At 44.9% G+C, this 23,720-nt stretch carries 19 protein-coding genes; 3 read left to right on the top strand and 16 right to left on the bottom strand.

The features are described 5' to 3' along the window. Window positions 1–30 precede the first annotated feature (30 nt). Together AC58UU_RS11445 and AC58UU_RS11440 are read right to left on the bottom strand one after the other, a co-directional pair. Window positions 31–381, bottom strand: a complete 351-nt coding sequence (locus tag AC58UU_RS11445) for a Rieske (2Fe-2S) protein (RefSeq protein ID WP_497315676.1) — start codon at window positions 379–381, stop codon at window positions 31–33. A 15-nt stretch (window positions 382–396) separates the two neighbouring features. Then, entirely contained in the window at window positions 397–1,455 is a 1,059-nt protein-coding gene (locus AC58UU_RS11440; protein WP_497315674.1) for an amidohydrolase family protein, read from the bottom strand. Between the two features lie 124 nt (window positions 1,456–1,579). Here AC58UU_RS11440 and AC58UU_RS11435 point away from each other — a divergent pair, with 124 nt between their 5' ends. Next, window positions 1,580–2,356 (top strand): AraC family transcriptional regulator, encoded by a 777-nt coding sequence (locus AC58UU_RS11435; protein WP_497315672.1) that lies wholly within the window; start codon window positions 1,580–1,582, stop codon window positions 2,354–2,356. 70 nt (window positions 2,357–2,426) lie between these two features. Here AC58UU_RS11435 and AC58UU_RS11430 read toward each other — a convergent pair whose 3' ends face one another. The 6 genes from AC58UU_RS11430 to AC58UU_RS11405 all read right to left on the bottom strand — a co-directional run bounded on the left by AC58UU_RS11430 (window position 2,427) and on the right by AC58UU_RS11405 (window position 12,246). Further along, window positions 2,427–5,084: an endo-beta-N-acetylglucosaminidase gene (locus tag AC58UU_RS11430; RefSeq protein ID WP_497315670.1), complete on the bottom strand. Its 2,658-nt coding sequence runs from the start codon at window positions 5,082–5,084 to the stop codon at window positions 2,427–2,429. A gap of 147 nt (window positions 5,085–5,231) precedes the next feature. Next, complete coding sequence (locus tag AC58UU_RS11425) at window positions 5,232–6,752, bottom strand: ABC transporter substrate-binding protein (RefSeq protein ID WP_497315668.1); 1,521 nt, start codon at window positions 6,750–6,752, stop codon at window positions 5,232–5,234. Window positions 6,753–6,818: 66 nt separating this feature from the next. Then, the gene (locus AC58UU_RS11420; RefSeq protein WP_497315666.1) at window positions 6,819–7,730 is read right to left on the bottom strand and encodes a carbohydrate ABC transporter permease; all 912 of its coding nucleotides are present in this window, start codon (window positions 7,728–7,730) and stop codon (window positions 6,819–6,821) included. 20 nt (window positions 7,731–7,750) lie between these two features. Then, window positions 7,751–8,680 carry an ABC transporter permease gene (locus tag AC58UU_RS11415; RefSeq protein ID WP_497315664.1) on the bottom strand — a complete coding sequence of 310 codons (930 nt, stop codon included), beginning with the start codon at window positions 8,678–8,680 and terminating at the stop codon, window positions 7,751–7,753. 168 nt (window positions 8,681–8,848) lie between these two features. After that, entirely contained in the window at window positions 8,849–10,417 is a 1,569-nt protein-coding gene (locus AC58UU_RS11410; RefSeq protein WP_497315662.1) for a response regulator transcription factor, read from the bottom strand. Beyond that, the gene (locus tag AC58UU_RS11405; RefSeq protein WP_497315660.1) at window positions 10,414–12,246 is read right to left on the bottom strand and encodes a sensor histidine kinase; all 1,833 of its coding nucleotides are present in this window, start codon (window positions 12,244–12,246) and stop codon (window positions 10,414–10,416) included. Before AC58UU_RS11405 ends, AC58UU_RS11410 begins: the two co-directional genes overlap by 4 nt. A 152-nt stretch (window positions 12,247–12,398) precedes the next feature. Here AC58UU_RS11405 and AC58UU_RS11400 point away from each other — a divergent pair, with 152 nt between their 5' ends. After that, window positions 12,399–15,002: a PAS domain S-box protein gene (locus AC58UU_RS11400; RefSeq protein WP_497315658.1), complete on the top strand. Its 2,604-nt coding sequence runs from the start codon at window positions 12,399–12,401 to the stop codon at window positions 15,000–15,002. Between the two features lie 76 nt (window positions 15,003–15,078). Here AC58UU_RS11400 and AC58UU_RS11395 read toward each other — a convergent pair whose 3' ends face one another. The 8 genes from AC58UU_RS11395 to coxB form a co-directional block, all read right to left on the bottom strand. Then, a complete protein-coding gene (locus AC58UU_RS11395) occupies window positions 15,079–16,365 on the bottom strand; it encodes an ABC transporter permease (protein ID WP_497315656.1) in 1,287 nt (428 codons plus the stop codon). Then, window positions 16,358–17,263, bottom strand: coding sequence for an ABC transporter ATP-binding protein (locus tag AC58UU_RS11390; protein ID WP_497315654.1), 906 nt, complete (start codon window positions 17,261–17,263; stop codon window positions 16,358–16,360). Before AC58UU_RS11390 ends, AC58UU_RS11395 begins: the two co-directional genes overlap by 8 nt. 126 nt (window positions 17,264–17,389) lie before the next feature. Continuing rightward, window positions 17,390–17,851 (bottom strand): DUF420 domain-containing protein, encoded by a 462-nt coding sequence (locus AC58UU_RS11385; RefSeq protein ID WP_171649503.1) that lies wholly within the window; start codon window positions 17,849–17,851, stop codon window positions 17,390–17,392. A 9-nt stretch (window positions 17,852–17,860) separates the two neighbouring features. Beyond that, complete coding sequence (locus tag AC58UU_RS11380) at window positions 17,861–18,718, bottom strand: cytochrome c oxidase assembly protein (RefSeq protein ID WP_497315652.1); 858 nt, start codon at window positions 18,716–18,718, stop codon at window positions 17,861–17,863. A 75-nt stretch (window positions 18,719–18,793) separates the two neighbouring features. After that, on the bottom strand, window positions 18,794–19,108 hold the full coding sequence (locus AC58UU_RS11375) for a cytochrome C oxidase subunit IV family protein (RefSeq protein ID WP_497315650.1): 315 nt from the start codon (window positions 19,106–19,108) through the stop codon (window positions 18,794–18,796). Between the two features lies 1 nt (window position 19,109). After that, window positions 19,110–19,724: a cytochrome (ubi)quinol oxidase subunit III gene (locus AC58UU_RS11370; protein ID WP_497315648.1), complete on the bottom strand. Its 615-nt coding sequence runs from the start codon at window positions 19,722–19,724 to the stop codon at window positions 19,110–19,112. Beyond that, on the bottom strand, window positions 19,721–21,592 hold the full coding sequence (ctaD, locus tag AC58UU_RS11365) for a cytochrome c oxidase subunit I (protein WP_497315646.1): 1,872 nt from the start codon (window positions 21,590–21,592) through the stop codon (window positions 19,721–19,723). The genes AC58UU_RS11370 and ctaD overlap by 4 nt, the downstream gene beginning before the upstream one ends. A gap of 27 nt (window positions 21,593–21,619) precedes the next feature. After that, a complete protein-coding gene (gene coxB / locus AC58UU_RS11360) occupies window positions 21,620–22,636 on the bottom strand; it encodes a cytochrome c oxidase subunit II (protein ID WP_497315644.1) in 1,017 nt (338 codons plus the stop codon). A 278-nt stretch (window positions 22,637–22,914) separates the two neighbouring features. Here coxB and AC58UU_RS11355 point away from each other — a divergent pair, with 278 nt between their 5' ends. Beyond that, on the top strand, window positions 22,915–23,601 hold the full coding sequence (locus AC58UU_RS11355; protein WP_497315642.1) for a YhcN/YlaJ family sporulation lipoprotein: 687 nt from the start codon (window positions 22,915–22,917) through the stop codon (window positions 23,599–23,601). Window positions 23,602–23,720: the final 119 nt, after the last annotated feature.

Below are 23,720 nucleotides of genomic sequence, written 5' to 3'. Positions count from 1 at the left end.
ACAGGAAACTAGTCAATTCGGCATTAATGTCTAAATGATGATCCCGATTTTGCCGTTATCGACCTGAACCTTATAGCTTCTCGTTCGAACTTTCTCGTCAAAGATCGATTTCCCCGTCTTGATCTCGAATTCCCAGCCATGCCAAGGACAACGCACCAGCTCGCCATTGCGGCCGAATTCGTATTCGTATACCTTGGACGGCAGCGTTGTTCCGCAAACCGGACCTTTGCACAACGGAGCGCCTTCATGCGGACACCTGTTATGCAGCGCGTAATATTCGCCTCCTACGCAGTAGATTCCGATAGACCGACCCTCGACATCCACGATCTTGCTCTGGCCTTCCCGAATATCATCCGCTTCAGCTACATAATGGATTGCCATTGTTCATCCCCCCTCCTATATGCGATACAACGCTTTGGCGTTATCGTAAAATATTTTTTGCCGCGCTTCGTAGCTAAGCCGCTTCAAAATCTCCGTCGGCATATCGTTGTCCCAATGTGGATAGTCGCTGGAGAACATCAATATATTCTCGGCATCGATCATATCGAAGATCGAGATCAGCTGCTTAGGGTCATCTGGTTCCTCGATCGGCTGTGTAGAGAACATGCAATGTTCCCGGATATACTCGCTCGGCAGCCGCTTCAGCCATGGCACCGAGGAACGCAATGCCTTGTAGTTTTTATCCAGCCGCCACATGAGATGCGGAAGCCAAGCAATGCCGCCCTCCAGCATCACGAACTTCAGCTTCGGAAATTTCTCGAATACGCCTTCGCAGACGAGACTGGTCAGATGTGCCATATAATTTTGCGAAAGGCAGGTATGCCACTCCAGGTAACGGGTTGGATAACCGGCTGGCGTCGGGGCCGGCATCCCTGCTGCGCCTTCGCCCCCCGGATGAATGGCAATGGGCAGACCATGCCGCTCGGCTGCTTCGTAAATCGGATGGAACTGGCGCTGTCCGAGCCCTGCACGCTGCGCGCTGCCCATGAGAACCTGTACCATAGCCGGATGATCGGCCAGCCGATCGATCTCCCTCACAGCGAGGGACGGATCCTGCGGAGCGACGGTGATCGACCCCCGGAATGATTCGTGCTTCGGCAGCCAGTCGGCGACAATATGATCGTTGTAGGCCGAAACGAGCACTGCTGCGTAATCCGGATCATGGATCGTCGAGGAGTTCGTCAAGTTGCCCGTTAGGATCACTTTATCCATGTTGAACTGCTCGACAAGATCCTTAACGAGATAATCCGGATCGGAAGCAGACGGTCCTCCGGAAGGCGGAATGCAATCCTTGCGGACGACCCCGACCGGAGACCAATATCCATGCCCAGGAAAGCCGAGCCCCGAGCTCGCTACTCTAGATCTCCACGGCTCTGGCAAATACGGCAGCAATTCTTGTGGACTCTTCAGGTCGTTATGGACATCGACATCAATGCATTTCATTTCCTTGTTCATACATCAAACCCCTTTCCTTCGTCTGTCCTTATTGTAATTTCTTTTGATAGAGGTTACGATTGGTAATCATACAGTTTTTTTAAGGATTCTACGATTTTCAAAGGACCGAGGGGAGACGTTTCTGATGAAGATCGAACATATTATATTCGACCAACAACCGGCCGGATCGAATTGGCATGTGGACCTGGGCCCTACTCGGCATCATATTCTGCTGCTCGTCGTAAAAGGAAAAGTACGCTACGCAATTGGTGATCGGACATTATGCATTTCGAAGGGGGAAGGACTGTTCCTAACCCAAGGCACTTGGCGGGCTGCAGAAGCCGATGAGAGCGAGCCACACCATATGTACTCTGCACACTTTAGTGATTTACCTCTCGATAAACTCACTGGATTCAGCAGCGAGCCCTATTTGCAATACCGTCCGACCGGTTTTGACTACATCAAGCAGCGCTTCTCCGTTCTCAATGAATCGTGGATCGGCAAGATGCCATTCTATGAGATGATATCCGAAGGCATATTAACGGAGATACTTGGACTTGTACAGCGTGAATTAACGAACGAAGCGTTCTCATCCTCGCGTCGAAGTCTCGCGCTGCGGATTCAGCAATATATCGTTCAGCATTATCGGGAACCTCTGCGGATACAAGATCTCGCCCAGCATGTCGACCGAAGCCCGAATTATGTTTCGAATGTGTTCAAGGAAGTAATCGGACGAACGCCGATAGAATATATGCATGAAATACGTGTGGCCTCCGCAAGGGAGCTGCTTCTGACGACGAATATGACGATCGGGGAAATATCGGATTCGCTCGGCTACTGCGACCAGACCTATTTCAACTACATGTACAAGAAAATCGTCGGGCATCCACCTTCCCACTCATTGAAGCTAGGGAAAATGTAATCATGCTGTATAAAAACAAAAAAGGTCCTCCACCGCTCCCGGTGAAGGACCTGAACCTGTCCCTACGTGCCTACTCCAGCCCATTTACCTCGAATTCGTAAATACGAGCCGCCGTATCGCCGCCTTGCGTCGCCTTCACAATGGTAAGCTTCACATATCTCGCTTTAGTCAGCGAAATGGCATCCTTCGTCTCACCCATCGTGTTGCCCGTTACGGATACCATATCCGTCCACGTGCTGCCATCGTTGCTGACTTGAATTTGATACTCTCTTGTATTGTAAGCAGCCGCTTCGCCGCCAGTCTCAGCGTGCTTAATGACAAACTCGCTAATCAAGTGTTCCCCTCCGAGATCAACCGCTAACCAATGCGGCCCGCTGCCGAGGGCGCACCACTTGCTGTTATCGGTCACTTTACCATCGAGCGCTCCAGAAGGCCCCTCATTCGGACCGCAAGCTCCATCCGCCGTTGCCGTTTTATTCAACGCCAGGTTCTTTACTCCGCCCGAAGCGAGCTTCGTAACGGTAATCAATCCTTGTTTCGTGATACTTTGATCCCCTACACTGTTCTTTGCTGTCAGCGTCACAGAGAATGTTCCTTCTTGTGAATACGTTACAACAGGATTCTTATCGGTACTTGTCGCAGGCGTACCTCCTTCAAAGGACCACGCCCAACTTTCGGTAACCTCCGAAGATAAGTCGGTAAAGTTCACTTTATCCCCTGGCGCGATCAATGTATGGTCCGCCTTAAACCCGGCGACTGGCTTCGGATACGTCGGCCAGGTGTAAACGATTTCCGCTGATTTGCCTTGGCGATTTGCCGTATCCACAGCTACAACCTTCAGCGTTGTTTGGCTTTCTTTCCCGGCTCTTCGCATTTCCGGCACGTAGTAAACTCGGTTCGGCGTCGCACCGACCCATTCCTCTTTGCCATCCGGATACACTCTGTAGACTTCATAATGCTTCACATCTTTACCAATAGCCTTCCACCCAAGTCTTGCGTCACCATAAATGCCATCTCTGAAGTCCGCGCCAAGCACTTTCAAATCCTTGACAGCCGGAAGTGGTCCACCTTTGTCATTCGCATTGCTTATGGATAATTGGCCGATTTGGATCGAATAATGGTCGATGGTCTTTTTCGAATCAAAATGTAAAGAGACCGCCGTAATTCGTTTTCCTTTATATTTGGTAAGGTTAAACGATTCTGTCGTCCAATCCATATTCGTGCCGCCCTTCACGTCCAAGAATAGGTATTGATCCGGACTGTCCGAGAAAGCGAGCCCTACTTTCATCTCGGGAGCAAGCTGCGTCAAGTAGGTGATGGACAATTTAGTACTCTCCTCCACTAGAAGATCCGTCTTATAAAGCTTCAAGTGGGTTGCATTGTCCGGACTCAGCTTTCCTTCAACTTTCAAGGAGCTTCCTCCATTATAGGCTGTCGACCAATCGAGACTCGCCTTCAGCGCTTGACCCTTGCTTTCCGCCAGCCAGCGCCACGTCGGCAGCACATCTTGCAAGCTGCGGTTGTTCCAAGCCTTCTCACTGCTTATTTTACCGGCTACATAAAATTGCTTGCCGCTGCCTGTGTTAAAATTCGTTGTGAACGGCAATTCATTTACGGGAGATTGTTCAACGGCATAGTGAGCCATTCCCTTCCAAGATGATGTGGTCTGCGTGTGGCTCGGATCACCTTTCTCGCCAACCCAGAAACGGTTTTCTCTAGCAAAGAAATCCTCCATGCTGCCTGCACTGTTGAACGCCCAGTCAGGGCGATAAATGCCAAGGGAGGTCCCTGGCGCTTTACCCTCTGGGAACCAAGCATTCCATCTAACATTGGTGTTATACCCGTTTGCTTCTACATCAATGCCTGCAAACAGATCAGAAGGACTTCTTTCCAAGCTCTTCGCCTTCAAAGCCGAAGAATCCAGCTCCCTCCACCAGAAGTTGAGGAACATGCTGTCCGATACTTGTTGCTTGTTCATCTGCAGGAACATGCTGTTCTTATCGTTCAGCGCATTCTGCCAGTTGATTCTTCCATCCGACGTCATGGAATCATACCACATGACCTGCATGCCCGCGGACTTATGTGCCTGAATATACGTCAGAAACTCCTGCATCTTTTTCGAATCTTCAGCCGTCCCCCCTTGGGTCTCCTGATTAATGAACCAGCCATCGAAACCGTAATGTTTCGCGACTTCGATCAACTTGTCAGCCATCGGGAATGAGCCATCTTGGTTTTGCTTCAGAAATTGCTGCACCCATTCATATTTGCCCCCGTAAGCACTCGGAGGAAAGAACACCGTTCCAAGCACAGGAACGCCATTCTTATGCGCCGAGTCCGTCACATCCGCGCTTGGCGGCACGATGATGCCTTCGCCGGAAGAGCCACCCCAGTATACAAGCTTGTCTACATATTGCCAGTAAGAGAATGTGTTCGATTCAAACTTTCGCGAGCCCTGCGACGGCACACCGCTGGTCTGCCGATTCATGGCCGAGAGCGCCGCAATTTTGGTATCCTTGGAAGCATTGGGATTCACTTTATTCCCAGCGAAACGATCCTCCAGTTGGATTATGCTCCGGTTAAACTCCGCATCCTGATCGCTTTCCGGACTCCACTGGAGCAATTGCTCCGGAAACCAATACGAGGATTGGGGTTGTTTAGCCGAAACTGTTAATGGCAAGACAAGACAAATCAATACTAAGAACATTAGACTTAACCCATGTTTTTTCATCAAATAACCTCCAATTCATTCAATCAAGACTATGTAAACTCTCACTCCTAGAACAATATGATTTAGTGCGTAAAAAATAAGGGAAACGGTATGATGTATGATGCTGTACATCCGATTCCCTCTGCCTGGTGCTGCTTTGCTCAAGCCTTATTTATTCGTTTTCTTCCATTCATCATACTGTTTCTGAGCTTCTTGGATAACTTTATCCATACCAGCCGATTTAAACTTCTCCATAGCTTTGACTACATAAGCATCAGGATCAACAGATCCCGTATAAATTGCTGGCATAAATTCTTTGGCCACATTCGTGATGTTCGCTACTTCCGTTTTTACCGGAGTTGGATCGAAGTTAAATCCAAATGTAGGAGCAACGGTGGCAGACTTATTGAATTTGCCGAAAGCGTCCCACTTATCCGCTGGCTCATCAGCATGCAGATACGTTAAGAACATATTGCCAAGCGCGAATCCAGGCATCGCATATCTTTCTTTCATAGCAGGAAGATCTTCGATGACATTCTCAGAAACCTTCTTATAATGCACGCCTTCAATACCGTACTGAATCATGTTGCGCAGCTTTTTATCCGAGTTGAGCAAATTCAGGAACATCATCGCGCGCTCCGGATTTTTGGAGTTAGCGGAGATGGCGTGCATCGATCCAGCAGCGGAACCTGTGTAAATAATAGGATCCTGCATAGGCGCTGATACGATCTCATAGCCGGCGCTGCGGGACCAACCTTTGTCCGCATAAGGCTGTGTAATTTCCTTATCCACCAGCCATTTGCCTGTCTTCATATTGTCGATACCTTCCAGCGTCGCTACATCTTCACGCAGGTATCCAGCTTGGTAATATTTGCGCATCGTCTTCAAGGAGTTTTTCATATCAGGCGTATCGAGCATGTTAACGAATTTGAAGTCCTTCGTATCCATCGGCATTCCGATTGGAATATTGTCGTCAAATAGGTAGTCGAAAGGCAGGTATGCTTTGAATCCTTTCGGCACGGCAAGTGGAATAATATCTTTCGATTCGCCTTCTTTCACCTTCTTGAGCAGCGGCTCCAGGTCCTCCAGCGTGCGCACTTTGGTGATATCCAGATTGTACTTATCAACATATTTCTTGTTAAAGCGCCATACGAATTGCTGAGCTAGCTCTTTGTTTACAGGAATAGCATAATTCTTGCCGCTAACTTTGGTCCCTGCCAGAAAACGCGGGTCCAGCGTATCTTTAATGCCTTGGCCGTATTTATCCAGCAAATCATTCAGCGGCAAGAACACACCCTTTGCCACATTCTGGCGATAATCGAATGCCCAAGAACTAGTGAAAGCGATATCGAAACTCTCGCCAGACGCTGTTATGACTTGCATCCTTTTCGTATAATCGCCCCAGTCGATTTGCGTGATGTCCAACTCGGCGTTGATTTTTTCCTTCACATACTTGTTCATTTCTTCTTGAACCGTTTTCATATCCCCTTGCGGTCCGCCGATCAAATACATTTTCAGCTTAACAGGATCTAGCTTATCCTTGTCTTTGCTTGGCGCTTTCGTGGCTGTTCCGGCCGCTGTCGGTGCTGGTGTGCTCGTTTTGTTGTTATCTGTTCCACATGCGGTTAGTGCCACAGTACTGAGCAGCATCGTAGCCATCGTCAGTGGAAATAGTTTGTTTTTCACCATATTGATTCTTTTCCCCCTTATGATCGATCATATCTATTGACACCGCTAATGCGGGGACAATCCCGGTTACTCTTTCACTGAACCAATCGTTAAGCCCGCTACGAAATACTTTTGGAAGAACGGATATGCTAGTGCAATTGGCAGCGTGGCCAGAACGACCATCGCCATCCGAACCGTTTCAGTAGGCAGTGTGCTGATCACTTCATAGGAAATGAGATTCTTACTGTTCTGAACCATGAAATCCATATTGCCCTCAATACGCATCAGCATGGACTGAAGAGGGACCAAATTCGGATCGTCAATATACAGCAGCGCGTTAAACCAGTCATTCCAGAAGCCTAAGGTGCTGAATAAACCTATCGTTGCAATGCCTGGAAGTGAAATCGGTAACACGATTTTCAGATAAATACCGAACTCCGTTGCGCCATCGATTTTAGCTGATTCAATGAGAGCATCTGGAACCGTGGTTATAAAAAACGTGCGCATGACGATAATGTAGAACGCATTGACGATTGATGGCAGGATGAGGCTCCAGATCGTATTTTGCAAATGAAGAAATTGCGTCATGATGATGTAGGATGGCACTAATCCGCCAGAGAAGAGCATCGTGAAAAAAGCCAGAAAGCTGAAAAATCTGCGATATGTAAAATTCTTTCTTGAAATCGCATAAGCGTAAGTAGAAACGCAAAACAACGTTAGCAGCGTCCCGATGATCGTCACCGTTATGGTGACTCCAAAGGAGCGGAACAACTGGTGTCCTGACTCGAAAACGAACTTGTACGCTTCACCGCTCCACTTGCTGGGTATCACTTTGAACCCTTCGACAGCAAGCGTGTGTTCATCCGTAAACGAGATGAGAATAACGAATAAAAAAGGAAATACACAGGATACGGCAAACAGACCGATCAGAAGGCTAAAAATCGTATTCCAGAAATAACTGATCCTGTTCAAATCCTTAGCTTTGTTAATACGCGACATTCTCTTCACCTCCCCTGCTGCTAAAAGACCGCATAGTCTTTCTCCATTTTCCGAACGGTATAGTTAGCCAGTAGCACTAAAATAAGTCCTACCACAGACTGGTACAAGCCAGCCGCCGTACTCATGCCGATGTCTCCTGTGTTAATTAAACTGTTATAGACGAAGGTATCGATAACATTGGTAACTGCGTATAATGCGCCTGAATCTTTCGGAATTTGAAAGAATAGCCCGAAATCAGACCGGAAAATGCCGCCCAAGGAAAGAATCGTCAAAATAATCATTAGCGGCTTCAGCAGTGGAAGTGTGATAAACCGAATTTGCTGCAGCTTGGTCGCTCCATCGATCATGGCGGCTTCATAGTAGGAACGGTCAATGCCCGCAATCGCTGCGAGATAAACGACACTGCCATAGCCAACGGATTTCCAGATGCCCATAATAATCAGAATGTAAGGCCAGTAGGTGGTATCTGCATACCAGCTGACTTTTTCACCTCCGAAGAAGAGGATTAGCCTGTTCATGACCCCTTTATCCACACTAAGAAAGGTGAAAGTAAAGTAACTGATAATGACCCAAGATAAAAAGTAAGGCATGAACATCGCCGTCTGATACAACTTTGCTAGCTTTTTGCTTAATAATTCATTCAAGATAATGGCGAAAGCGACCGCACAAACAAGGCCAATGAAGATTAAAGCCAGATTGTAAAGAACCGTATTTCTAGTAATCAGATACGCATCGTCCGTGGAGAACAGAAATTCGAAGTTTTTCAACCCGACCCACTTACTGTTAAAAACGCTTGCAAAAAAACCATTGGAGCTAATATGAAAATCCTTGAAAGCCAAAACGGAACCGAACATAGGTAAATAGGCGAATACGATAAAGTACAGCGCTCCCGGTAGTACCATGAAGAGAAAAGCTTGGTTCTTCAAAATGTTCTTGACTCCACGCGGCATGGCTTCTCCCCCTCTCTCTAACGTCTACCTTATTATGCCAGTAGATGATGAAGCCTAGAAAGTAGAGAAATACTACATATAGATGGATAAATTAAAGATAAGTTTTAGAAAAAAACAAAACACATGCGATCAATAGATCGGATGTGTTCGTTAACTTGTCGCTTGCTTTTACTTTTTGGCGTACATCGATCTTAGTTCGGTGGGAGATACGCCGGCATATTTCTTAAATTGCCGATAGAAGTAGGATGTGTCCCAATAGCCCACGTCTTGGGCGATATCCGCTGTTTTACGATCAGTGTAAAGCAGCAGATGGGTCGCTTTCTCAATTCGGAACTGATTCAAATAATCGGAGAAGCTGGTTCCGACCTCTGTTTGAAACAATTGTCCCAGATAATTCGGATGCAGCTCAACTTTATGCCCCCAAGTCTTTAACGATAGCTCCTCACGATAATGTGCATGCACATGGTCCAGCAGCGCCCCGACATGAGGACTATACGTTTGAAGAGAAGCATTGGCAGTGCGTTCTATCGTCCCTTCAATGATCTTGATGACATGCTTTTTCAATCCGGCGAGCGTATGAATATGAGCTAATGGTGCAAAAATTTCTGCGTAATCCTGGCCTTTCTCCCGATCTTTAGCGGCAAGCATCAACTGGATCGCTGAATTAAAGTAAGGGTGTCTGCTCGGCTGAGTTGGAGTGTCCTCTAGCTCTACGGAGAGAGCTGTCTCAACGAAAGGCTGGATCTGCTCTAGCTGATCTCCCGCCAAAATCTGAACAAAGGCATGGATATCAACTTCTTGCTTCGAGACAGCTGGCACAGTCTCCACACTTTCAGCTAGCTTATGAAGGTTCACCTGATCTGCGCTTTGCAGCAAGTGTTCGTGAAACCATTGTTTCACGGAACCATAACTCTTGGCTACGCTTTGACCGTCTTCTTGGGCCCCGTCTGACACTCCCCAAACCGGATAGCCTGTAGCCTGTGTAAGCCAACTGATCATATCTTCAATAGCGAGATAGGATACGTCTTGGTGATCTGAGCTGGTCAAAGCGAAAATGACAACAATGTTTTCATCGCCATCGGAAAATGAGACAACCTCACTGCCCTTAGGCAGCCTTTCCTTCGCCATTCTCTCGCATTGTTCAGCCAGCACGTCCAACTTGTGAAGCCGGGAGGACGGATCGCTTTCATACACAATTTTCAATGTAGCGACTTGATAATAAGCATGAAACATGGGAATTCCCAAGAGTGCAGCCCGATCTCTTAGTTCCTGACCTTCAATTTCTCCGCTCGACCAGCGCTGTAAAATGTTGTTGCGGAGTATTTTCCAATCCTCATCGGTACGGAACAAGCTGAACTCTTCTCGCTCCCAGTCCCTAATAATGTGCTTAATTGTCGATTCCAGCTCATCGATATTGATCGGTTTCAGAATATAATTTTCAATGCCTAACGTAATGCCTTCCTTCACGTATTGAAATTCTTCGTAACCGCTCATCACAATGAACTTCGTTCGGGGATGGATCGTTTTGACCTTGCGAATCAAATCCAATCCGTTCATCTCTGGCATCATAATATCTGTAATCAACAAGTCCACCGGCTCTTCTTGCAGCTTCGCAAACGCTTCTGCACCATCCATCGCCGTTCCTGTGACGGACAAACCAAATTGCTGCCAATCAAGAACAGAAGGCATTCCTTTAGCGATTAATGGCTCATCATCCGCGAAAAAAACTTTTCTCATGCGATTGCCTCCTCCTTCAGCGCCGGGAGCTCCAAAATAACTTCTGTACCCCTATTTTCTTCGCTTCGGATACGAAGTCCATAATCATTCCCATACGTCAAACGAATGCGTTCATTCACGTTAAACAAGCCAAGTGAATCACTAGTTTCGGATGCACCTGCATAGACTGGCTTCAGCCTTTTTTCAATTTCATCCAATCTTACCTGTGAAATCCCCTTCCCGTTGTCTGCCACCATGATAACAATACGACCTTCCACCTGGTCGGCCGTAATGGAAATTCGATTCTCACCCGAATCCGGTCGAAATCCATGAACGACATAGTTCTCTACAATAGGCTGGATGAGCAGCTTTATCACTTTACAGCCCGCGATCGAACCGTCCAGTCGGATATCAACCATCAGCTTATCTTCATATCGGAATCGAAACAATTCCAGATAGGTGCTGCACATATTGATTTCTTCCGCCAGTTTGATGCTCGTCTGATTGCGAATCATATTGCGGAAAATGCCCGCAAGCAAGTAAATCATTTGTCCCACATCTCTGTTTCCGGAGGCAAAAGCTTTCATCCGAATGCTTTCCAGCGTATTGTAGAGAAAATGGGGGTTAATTTGCGCCTGCAAAGCAGACAATTCGGCACTCTTCTGCCTAATTTCCGACACATACATCTTCTCGATGTAGGATTCCAGACGATCGCACATATAATTAAAGCTTTCGGATATTTGCTGAAGCTCGTCTTCCCCTTCCATGCGAATTCGCGCTGACAAATCTCCGCCTTGCAGCCGACTGGTATGCAGCATAATCTTCCTAATTTTCTTCGAAAATCGACCGATCACCGAAAATGTAAAGGCAAAACTGAGTGCGATGCCAAGCAGCGTGACGCCGATTAAGCTGTTGCGCACCGTATTTACACTCTTCTGAATCGTCGACAGCGGCATAATACCGGCGATCACGAGCCCTGTGTTTCCGATATTGATGAGATTCACCTTCGATGACTCATCCAGTGCATACCATTCTTTCTGGCTTTGCAATTCGTTCCAATACGGATATTTCTTGCCGTAATATTTGTTTTCGGAATCGTAAATGACTTCGCCAGTTGGCGTCGCGATAACAAAGTTCCCTCGTCTGTCTTCTGTCTTGCTGTGAATGGATTTAATAATTTGATCCGTATTAAAATCAAAAATCATAAGGCCGTTCGTCTTGAGCGTTATCGGATCCTGAAGCATCCTCGCATACATAAACAAGGACTTCCCTTCCACCCTCCGCTCCAGCAAAGCACCCTCATCCAAACTCCTCCAGCTTTGATTTTTCATCTCCATGAGCCACTTGGTTTCCTCAGATTCGCTAATCGGCGAAGTAATGCGGTCTTGGTAGCTTTGATTTAGGATGTAAAAAAACTTTTTCTCATAACTGTATAGAATGAGGTTCTCGATTCCTGCCTCTTCGTTTACGATCGATTTGAGATAAGTGTCTATCCCTTTTCCTTGGTAATTTTCATTCATATAATAGCGATTTAGTCGATGTTCCAAGTAGGCAGAATAGTCATGCATCAGAAAATAATTCAAATCTTCGCTGACGGCCGCATCTGTATACAGCTCTTGAATATTGGACTGCATTCTCTCTACCTGCTGATTTATGTAAACGCTAACAATATCGATCGTTTGCAAATTTTTATCCATTTTTTCCTGAATAACGCGCTGTTCGTAGTACCGATAGGCTAAGAAGGCCACGGTGACAAACAGGATAATCAGTGCAATGGTATAGAGAAACAATATTTTATTAAACATTTTCCGCTTCAAATGGTTCTGATAGAAGGTGCCTATTCTGGGCATGAGTCGCTCCCCCGCTCAATCTGATTTCGCGTCTTAGTGTATCATCGAATCCGAAAAAAGAGCAACTGCATATTTGTTTTTAAAGCTAGAAGGAGAAAAGATCAATTCCATAGAAGAATTCATACATCGAGTTATAACAGGAGGGTTACCCCATGCTAATTGAGCACCAGCTAGAGAATCAAACCTTATTTTTCCAGGCCTTTCAATATGCTCCGATTGGTATGGTTCTCGTAGCAATTAATGGGAGCGTACTCAAAGCAAATTCAACTGTCTGCTCGATCTTAGGAATATCTGAGGAAGAATTACTCCGTAAGACCGTTCAAGAAGTGACACATCCCAATGATTTAGACCTTGATCTTGCATTTAGGAACCAATTAATAGAAGGTATGAGAGAATCATACCAAATGGAAAAACGCCTGATTAAGCAAGAGGGCGAGATTGTATGGGTACAAATAACGGTCTCCTTAGTGAAAAATAAAGCTGGAGAACCCCTATTTTTCATATCTCAGGTTATCAATATCACCGATCAAAGGATCGCTTATAACGAAATCCAGGAGAAAAAGCGCCTTTTAATAGAAAGAGAGCAGCGCTATCGATCCGTTGTGGAACATGCATTTGATTTCATTACCATGCACAACCCTGACGGAACCTATCTTTACGCATCTCCTTCTTGTTATGAAGTTCTTGGATATGTGCCTGAAGAAATGATCGGGAAAGCAGGTTATGAATTCCTTCATCCTGAGGATGTCCAAATAGCCATTCAGGATCATATAGATATCCTTCAAACAGACAAGCAATCTAACAGGATCGTTCGAATACGAAAAAAGGACGGGAGTTATATATGGACCGAGTCAACTAGCAGCTCCCTTCTCGATTCAGAAACTGGTGAGACGAAAGAAATTATCGTCGTTTCCAGAGATATTACCGAACGAATCAAAAAAGAGCGTAACTTACAGGACAACGAACAGCGGTATAAATCCCTTTTCGACTATCATCCGGATTTAATTTATTCGATGGATTTGGAGGGTAACTACACCTCTATTAATCAATCTTTTGAAGAACTGATGGGTTATACGAAACAGGAAATGATAGAGAATCTGATAAACTTTCGTTCGGTCGCAGCTCCTACAGATTTAGAACTGGTAGAGAATCATTTCAATCAAGCGGCAAAAGGTTTTGCACAACGATACGAGGCATCAGGTATAAATAAGAAAGGGAGATATACAACTTTCGATGTGACCAATGTCCCGATCTTAGTCAATCAGCAAGTCATTGGTGTCTACGGACTTGCTAGTGATATCACATACCGAAAAGAATTGTGGAAAAGATTAGAAGAAAGTCAAAATCTATACCAACTCATTTCAGAGAATGCGCAGGATATTATTACGTTTGCAACGCCTGATGGCGTAGTTCGTTATGTTTCCCCTGCCATTAAGACTTTACTTGGATATGAGCCTGATGAATATGTGGGCAAAGTCGCAATAGACTTCTGGCACCCGGATGATGTTGCTTCATTTATCGATGAAAATATTCTGCAAAAATCAGATGTAGATACTTTTACTTCCCGAGTTCGTCATAAACAAGGACACTATATCTGGTTTGAAACAACGGCAAAAATCATTCGTAATGAAGACAGGGAAATTGTTAAAGTATTAGCTGTGGGAAGAGATATTAGTGAAAGAAAACGTGCGGAGCAAGAACTGAAAGCAGCGAAAGACCAGCTTGAATCCTTTATTGATCGAAATGTGGATCCGATTCTTATTCTTAATTTGGAAGGAACAGCAGTAAGAATCAATCAGGCTTTTGAAAAAACGTATGGATGGACAGAGCCCGAAATTATTGGACTCCATGTATTGGATTTACCCAACATTCCTCTTGAACTCAAACCGGATGTCGCTCATAATCTGGCTAGGATTAAATCCATTGAGACCGTCGAGGGATATGAAACCATTAGAAAAAGAAAAGATGGCGTTAATCTTACGGTTATGATTTCAACTTTCACAATGCGCAGAGAGAATGGGCATATTACTGGTTGGGCTGTGATCCTAAGGGATATCACTGACAAAAAGCAAGCGGAAGAGCTATTGATTAGGTCAGAAAAATTGTCCATTGCAGGGCAATTAGCGGCCGGAATTGCTCATGAAATTCGCAATCCGATCACGGCAATTAAAGGATTCGTTCAACTCATGAAATCTGGCATCGTCGAGAAAAAAATGTATTTGGACATCATGGCCTCCGAAATCGAACGAATTGAAATGATTCTAAGTGAACTATTAATTCTTGCAAAGCCTCAAATCATTCAAACGGAACGTAGAGATATTCGGATGCTCCTAGCACAAGTGACTACCTTACTAGATACGCAAGCTATTATCAACAATGTTCAAATCATCACAGAGTTTGATCCGGACATTCCCCTTATTCTGTGTGATGAAAATCAACTGAAGCAAGTGTGTATTAACTTTATTAAGAATGCTATCGAAGCTATGCCGAAAGGCGGAAATATCGTTATTCAAGTAATAAGTAAAAATGAAAATCCAAATCATATCTTGCTTCGCTTTATTGATCAAGGGTGTGGAATTCCCGAACACATTCTTTCTAAGTTAGGAGAACCCTTCTACACAACAAAAGAAAAGGGAACCGGACTAGGCTTCATGGTCAGTAAAAGGATTATAGAAAATCACAATGGAGAAATCGCCGTGTTCAGTGAGGAAAATAAAGGGACAACGATAGAGATAAGTCTTCCTATTACGCATTAAAGCGTCGTATGATGAGATCAACTAGATCATTCTGGTTGATCTCATTTCATACTGGGGGACTGCAGACGATATCCCCCTACACCTTATAAGCCCGCATCGCCTTCCGCAGCTCTCGCCACGAAGGACGTTTGCCGTACATCAACACCCCTGTGCGATAGATCTTAGCAGCAAGCCAAGCCATAGCACCGATAGATGCCAATTGAATGGCGATGGAGAGCCATATTTGCCAAATAGGCGGACTACTCATTCCTATGCGCAGGAACATGATAAGCGGCGAAAAGAACGGTATGAATGACATCGTAACAACGAATCCGGCATTCGGGTTATTCAGTCCAAACATGGCAATCATGAAGGCTGCCACGATGAGCAGGGTTACCGGCATGATCGCCTGCCCCACCTCCTCTGTACGGCTCACAAGTGAACCTACAGCCGCAAAAACCGTTGCATAGATGAAGAACCCTAACAGGTAGAAGATTAAGAAATATACGATAAGTGATATTTGTAAATCGGACCAGTTAAGGTGCAGCTCCGAAATTAGTTTGCTGCTGCCAGAAAAGCTTAAATTGATTGCACCCACCACAATCGTCAGCGCTATTTGTGATAAAGCGAGTAGACAAATTCCGATGATTTTGCCAAACATCTGCTTAAGCGGGGACACACTGGTGATAAGAAGCTCCATTACTCGGGAGCTCTTCTCTGCTGTGATTTCCATCGCGACCATGTTCCCAAAGCCGATAACACCCATGTAAAGCATGAACAGCATCACGTATACAAGCGCGTAGGACATCACCATTTGCGATTCCGTTTTGCCAGACGCAGCCTTGTCATTAGTTGAGATTTGCACAGTCTCTAAGGAAACTGGCGCTTGAATATTAGCCTTTTGTTCAGCCGCGAGACCTGCTCCTTGTAAGGCCGTGTCAGTTTTAATAAGCTGAAGAGCTGTCTGAAGCTTGCCCTTTAACGAAAATTCCATCGTGCCTTCGGATTTATACACCATTTTCGGAAAACCGGCTGCAACGGCATCTGTAAATTCCAAATATCCCTTGATCTTCTTATCAGCGATCTGCTGCTTACCTAAAGCTTCATTCGCTGCAGTACTTCCCGCATCCGGAAGTGGAATAATGACAATATCCGGATTCGGTTGATTATTATAAAATGCCGCTAGCTTACCAGCAAGCTCCGTTTGTTTGCCTCCAAAGACACCAATCTTCGTCGCTTCATGGGAGGAAAGTTTTTCAATGAGTGCAGGTAAATGAATCATAATGGATAATAGCAGAATCAGAATCACACTCATCACACGAAACGATTTGGATCGAAAACGGGTCATGAAAGTGAATTGAATAACGGTCATGATCCTATTCATGTGCGCTCCCCACCTTCTGAATAAAGATTTCATTTAACGTTGGCTCCATCAACTGAAACCGATATACGTTTGACTGCCCCATGGCATGTCTGAGAATATGCTGCGACGCCGCAGCATCATTAATGCGTATCTCATACCCGGTCAGATGCTTTTCTACCCCAGTAACGCCTTGGAGCTTCTCCAAACCTTCAATCGGATTCTCGGTCTCGAGTATGATTCTCTCTTTAGGAAACGTTGCTTTAATATCTTTCAAGCTGCCTTGCACAAGCGTATTGGAACGATGCAGAATGCAAATATGCTCGCACAGCTCCTCCACATGATCCATGCGATGACTGGAAAAGAGAATCGTCTTTCCCTCGTCGCGTAAGATTTTCACTGTTGTTTTCAGCAGCTCCACATTCACCGGATCGAGTCCACTAAAGGCTTCATCCAGAATTAGTATTTCCGGGTTATGTATGACCGCAGCGATGAATTGGATCTTCTGCTGGTTTCCCTTAGATAGCTCCTCCACCTTCTTATTGTAATATTCGGGGACGTCAAATCGCTCCAACCACAGCTTCAGACTGGCATCAGCCTGTTTACGGGAAAGACCACGCAGCTCCGCTAAATAGATGATCTGATCGCTAACTTTGACCTTCGGATACAAACCTCGCTCTTCTGGCAAATAGCCCATCAACTGTCTCAGCTCTTCCCGATAGCCTTGACCCTTCCACTTTATGCTTCCATGATCCGGATAAATCAGACCTAATACCATCCGCATCGTCGTTGTCTTCCCAGCTCCATTAGCCCCAAGTAACCCATATATCTCTCCCTGCTTTACACGAAGCTGGATGTCATTCACTGCTGTTTTCTCCCCGTATTGCTTTGTAACATGATCAACGATCAAAGGATATGTCACCTTTTAACCACCTTCCTTAGATAACACGTTTATTTGTTCATGAATTAGTTTACCACAATATTTGGAAAAAAACGGGAACAAAAAAAGCCGAATGTTGTGAGCATAACTCACACATTCAGCTTCTCCTTACAAGCCAAAAATCGCATCAATAACTGGCTTCGTTGTTCCACCTGGATACATCAAATAGAGCAGAACATACACCATGACGCCTGTAGGCGCGGTAAGCAGCCATACAATCGCGGCGACTCGTCCGATTTTTTTATGTTTTAGAAATTTGTTTTTGTAAGCAAACCATAATGTGATTAGACCCAGCACTCCACCCACCGTTGCCAGCGTTATATGGAAGAACAAGAATAAGTGATACGGCAGCTTCAGACTCTCCGGTCCGCCAAATGCCGTGTTTCCCTCAAACAAGGTACGGGACATGTAGATGATGAAAAACGCTAGTGCGAAGATTGCTCCAAGAACCATCAGCTTTTGATGCGTTTCCCGATTCCCTTTTACAATATGATACCAGCCGAAACCAACAAATATGGCACTGATAACGATAAACATCGTAGAAATAGTTGGTAAAATGTGCATCTCCATAAATCCTTTCTAAGCGCGATTCCAATTCCCGCCTTGGTTATTCAAGCTCTCTTGTGCCTCAAGAAGATCCATATCGTCATCTTCCTTACGCTCTCTACGGTACCATCTGAAGAAAATATAGGCAAGTGTAGTGCCATATACGACTTCTTGGATGATTTTCATAAGAACACCGCCGAGCTGTTGATCATCGAGCGGAGACAAATGAGTGAAAGGCACAGTAACATTCGAATACATATCATAAATGATTGAATCAGCAAATATTATAAGCGCGCAGGCAGGTGTCAACAACATACCATTGCCAAAAATATAGGCCAATTTCTTCAGGTCATTCAGGCTATTCAGCTCCGGAAGTGGACAAAATACAGGGAACCACATCATGAACGCAGTAATCAGAAGCACCGTATGATAACTTAAAAGTAACACATCATTCTTCATCAAACCGTCCATAATAAAAGGCATGTGATAGATGGAGAAGAGCATGTTGAACAAAAACAGCGCGATCAGCGGACGTGTGAAAAATGAAAATATGCCGCGGAAGACTCGATTTTGCATAAAAAGACGGAGCACCCAAGCAGGCGTACCTAGCCATATAAATATAGGAACAATTAAATAAAGAATTGTTTGCTGCAGCATATGCACACTAAACAAGTAATGATGGCCGATGTAGTTAATCGGACTCCCCTGTCCAATGTAGAATAGGGCAAGCCCCGTATAGAAATATAGCTTCTGCTTACCCGTAACTGGCTCGGCATCTGCGAAATTCCCATTCCCCTTAGCGACAAATCGACTATAGACATATCCGACAACGACGACCACCAACAGAATAACAGGATTCCACAAATCGAAAAATCCACCAATTTGGCTCATAGCTAATCTCTATCTCCTTTCAACTAAAAAAAGAGGAGGCACTTTGTCTAGACAAAGTTGCCTCTTCCTGCTTTCTTACCACCACATCCAATATACCGCTGTAATAACTCCTGTTAGAGCTACAAACGCTCCTGCCCCGAGGAAAATTAGCGGGAATAAGTGTCCTCTTTCTTTGGCATGCATCCAGAACAGAAGTTGGACGATAGCTTGCACAAGCGCCAAAGTTACGATGAAGATTAAAATAAAGGAACGATCTAAGTCTCCGTAAAGAACGACTGCGAATGCCAACATCGTGAGAAGAATCGAGATAATGTATGACAAGTAGTGGTTCAGTGGTGATTCATGCTTAACTCGTTTGCTAGGTGTGTGTGTATCATGAGAATTGCTCATCTTAGTGACCCACCTTCCCCATCAGATAAACGACTGTGAAGATAAATACCCAGACTAAGTCAATAAAGTGCCAATACAAGGCTGCTACATAAAACTTAGGCGCTGTAACAACCGTAAGACCTTTTTTGAATCCTTGCAAAATCAACAGTGTAATCCAGCAAACACCGAACGCTACGTGAGCTCCATGGAACCCGACTAAGGTATAAAACGAGGTTGAGAAAGCACTTGTTGTGAACTTGTGACCTTCGTGCACATATTCAACGAACTCGTAAATCTCCATTCCCAAGAACGAAAGACCAAACAATACAGTAATTGCAAGCCAAAACAGCAATTGTCCTAGCTTCTGTTTGTGCATCGCCATGATCGCGAATACACTCGTTAAGCTACTTGTTAAGAGGATGAACGTAGACCAGCCTACTGTTTTGAGCTTGAAAAGTTCATCCGCTGTAGGACCGTCTGGAACAGAGTTCCGAAGCGCGATGTAGGTTGCGAATAAACAACCGAACAACACAACCTCGGCACCGAGGAACAACCAAAATCCGAGAACTTTATTTTTCCCTTCGAGGGTAGCCGTTTCCGGATTAGCAGGCAGTGCGCCCGTATGATGAGTACTCATGCCTTTACCCCCTTGTCATCTTCAAGCTCTTCCTTTTCAATATGCCAACCATGATCGTCATATACGGAACGCAAGAACATTGCAATAAATGTAACAATCATACCCGCGACAGCTACATAGTGGTTTTTGTACATAAAACCAAATCCTGCAATGAACAAACCAACGGACATAACAAGCGGTAAAATGGATGCTGAAGGCATATGAATCGAACCTACAGGTTCTGCCGGAGTCATCTCTTTATTACCAGCCATTTTTTCTTTCCAAAGTGCATCTAATCCGCGAACAAGCGGCGTTTGTTTGAAGTTATATTCAGGTGCAGGAGAAGGAATCGCCCACTCCAATGTACGACCGTCCCATGGATCTGCAGGAGCCGTAATTGGTTTTCTTGCTGTTGAAATAATATTGATCAGGAATACCAATGTACCGATACCCATCAAGAATGCACCTACGGTTGAAACCAAGTTACCTACTTCGAGATCATGTCCGGGTTGGTACGTAAAGACACGACGCGGCATTCCCATAAGTCCCAAGAAATGCTGAGGGAAGAATGTTAGATGGAAGCCAATGAAGAACAACCAGAAATGCAGTTTACCCATTCCTTCGTTTAACATACGTCCAAACATTTTTGGCCACCAGTAGTAAAGACCCGCGAATAAACCAAGTACTAGACCACCAACGATAACATAGTGAAAGTGTGCGACAACGAAATACGTATCATGATACTGGAAGTCTGCTGCTGGAATCGCAAGCATAACCCCCGTTGTTCCACCCATTACGAATGTTGGGATAAAAGCTGTTGCGAAAATATTCGCTGTTGTGAAGCGAATTTGCCCGCCCCAAAGTGTGAATAACCAGTTAAAGATCTTCACGCCAGTTGGAACTGCAATAGCCATAGTAGCAATCGCGAAGATGGAATTGGCCACTGGACCTAAACCAGCTGTAAACATATGGTGAACCCAAACCATGAAGCCTAGGAAACCAATCAAAACTGTTGCAAATACCATGGAGCTGTATCCGAAAAGACGTTTCTTCGAGAAAGTTGAAACAATCTCAGAAATGATACCAAAAGCAGGAAGAATCAAAATGTAAACTTCGGGATGCCCGAAAATCCAGAATAAATGCTCCCATAGTACGTTGTTACCGCCTCTGGCTGCATCGAAGAATGCACCACCGAAGACACGGTCAAACATAAGTTCAACAAGGGCAACCGTAAATGCCGGGAAGGCAAGCACGATCAAACCGGAAGTAATGAAAGCAGACCATGTGAACATTGGCATACGCATATACGTTAGACCTGGTGCACGCATGTTGATAATGGTAACGAGGAAGTTAATCCCCCCGATTAGTGTACCAATACCGGCAATTTGTAATCCAATTACATAGAAGTCCATACCTTGCAGGTTGTTTTCTATTGTTTGTCCCAAAGCACTGTCTGTTATCGAGGACAATGGTGCATACCCCGTCCAACCGCCATCAGGTGCCCCGCCCAAGAACCAACTAGTGTTCATCAGTACCCCACCTGCGATGAACAACCAGAGACCAAGTGAGTTAACGAAAGGGAACGCAACGTCCCTTGCACCAATTTGTAGAGGAACGATGGCATTCATGAATGCGAAGATAACCGGCATAGCCGCAAAGAAAATCATCGTTGTTCCGTGCATCGTCGTTAATTGGTTAAATGAATCGCCGATAAAAATGTGTTGATCGGGATAAGCAAGTTGAATCCGGATCAAGATGGCTTCAAGTCCTCCTACGAGGAAGAAGAAGCCGCCCGCTATTAAGTACAGGATACCGATTTTCTTGTGATCGACTGTAGTGAGCCAATCCATCAAACCGCTGTATTTTTTTACTGGATGAGAGTGAGCCAACGTATTAACCTCCTTTACCTGAGAAGTTTATTTCAAAGTCTGTAAGTACTGAACAATATCTTTAATTTGAGCGTCATCAAGCTTGCCGCCTGCTTCTTTACCAAAAGCCGGCATTTTATTGCCTGGTTTTTGTTCTTGCGGATTATGTATCCACAGCGCCATCTTCTCAGGAGTGTGTTCAAGAATACCAGCAAGCGTATTGCGATCTGCAAAACCTTTGAGGTTAGGAGCAACACCAGGACCATTTGCATTTACAGCATGACAAGACATACAATTTTCTTTGAAAAGCTCTTCACCTTTTTGTGCAGTTGCCGGCACACTAGCAGGAGCTTTCATTTTCGCTACCCATGCATTGAAATCTGCTTCAGTCTTCGATTCGACTGTGAAGTTCATTAAGGCATGCGAGGCTCCGCAAAGCTCTGTACATCTACCTTGGAATGTAGCGATTTCATCTGCTTGCAAGTAAAGCGTGTTCGTGATGCCAGGATTTGTATCTACTTTACCGCCCAAGGACGGTACCCAGAAAGCATGAGAAACGTCAGCCGAAACAAGTTCAAATGCAATGATTTTATCCTTAGGTACGACAAGCTCTTGAGCTGTAGCGATGCCTAAATCGGGATATTCAAACTGCCACCAGAATTGATGTGCAGTTACTTTGACATGAACCGCAGCTTTGTCCTTATTGTAATTTGTTGAATGCTTAAATGTGTAGGTCACTGTTGGCACCGCAAGTACTAACAGAAGGAGAATCGGAACAACGGTCCAGATAATCTCAAGCACGTGGCTACCTTCAACTTGCTTAGGTACGCTATTATCACCTTCACGCTTACGAAAGCGAATTAACACATACACATAAATTGCAAATACGACAATTACGACAAAAACCATGATAAAGAGACTTAATTTCATTAAATAAAGCTGCTCGGTTGCCACAGGACCTTTTGGTACTAAAGCAGACAAGGTTGGGTCTCCACACCCGGTTAGCAAGAACGTCATTGCCGCTAAAAGGGGCACCAGACGCCATAACTTTTTCAATCGACTCATTGTATCAACCCCACTTTTAAAACAATATTTTTACCACGAAGGCCATGCCCATGTCAATTCACTTTATTAACTATAAATTCGTGAAAAGTTTTTGTCAATCGCTGGAGGGAAGTTCACAAATTGTTCTTAAACCGCTCTGTAGCGATATATTTTCCCTCCATGGTTATTTCCATACACCCGCCTCTTTATGCATAAAAGCCTTTATTTGTGAACACGAATAAAAGCGCAGAAACATCCCATCCTATAAACATTACAACGTATATGGGAGGTCTCTTTTGATGCTCAGGAAGTTAGGTTTTCCGATTTGTGGAATGTTATTCCTCCTGCTGACATTATCCGGTTGTGCAGAGAATGGAAGAGAATACGGGAAAAGTCCCGACCACACGAATTTTGGCGCCCCTGTCGAAAAAACAGAGGAAACCGAAAGATCTTATCAAACTCAGCAGCTCTATGGTCCAGTTACGCACAACAATTCAAAGCTGGAATACAGCCAATTTCTTTCCAATCAATTACATGCTATGAACGGGGTTAATACAGCCATCGTGATGACTACGGATCAGAATGCCTACGTCGCTCTAATGATTGACAGCAGTGCTATAGGTACTAAAGGTACCACCAAAGAGACGAATAACCAGGGGACTAACAAAGGTTTTTATAACGATAAGGCGCCACTCAACGACTCCATGCCGTCCAATGATTTAAACAATGGCTACAATAGTTATGAAACTGCCGTGCACCACGATCTACTTTCACATCGTTTCAAACAAGCCATGGCTGAGAAAATTCGTTCGCTTCAGCCTAACATTATGGATGTATACATTTCGGCAAACCGTGATTTCCTTAATAAAATGAATAACTACGCCCAAGAAAGCTGGAAGGGCCACTCACTTATGCCTTTATTAACGGATTTCAATCAAACGGTTACGCGCGTTTTCGGCACAGCGCAAGTATTGCCTGAACACTAACGTAGAAGCAAACTACATGAATTCACGAAAATTCCTTCTATATAAAGTAGTAATTACTGCTTGTTGGTCGGCTCCTGTTTTCATTTGTCTGGCATTCCTGTACAATGAGGGAATCGTCT

Source organism: Paenibacillus sp. JT22N1 (genome assembly GCF_059692155.1).
The sequence above is the reverse complement of the archived record's forward strand: the minus strand, read 5'-3'. Positions and strand labels throughout refer to the sequence as shown.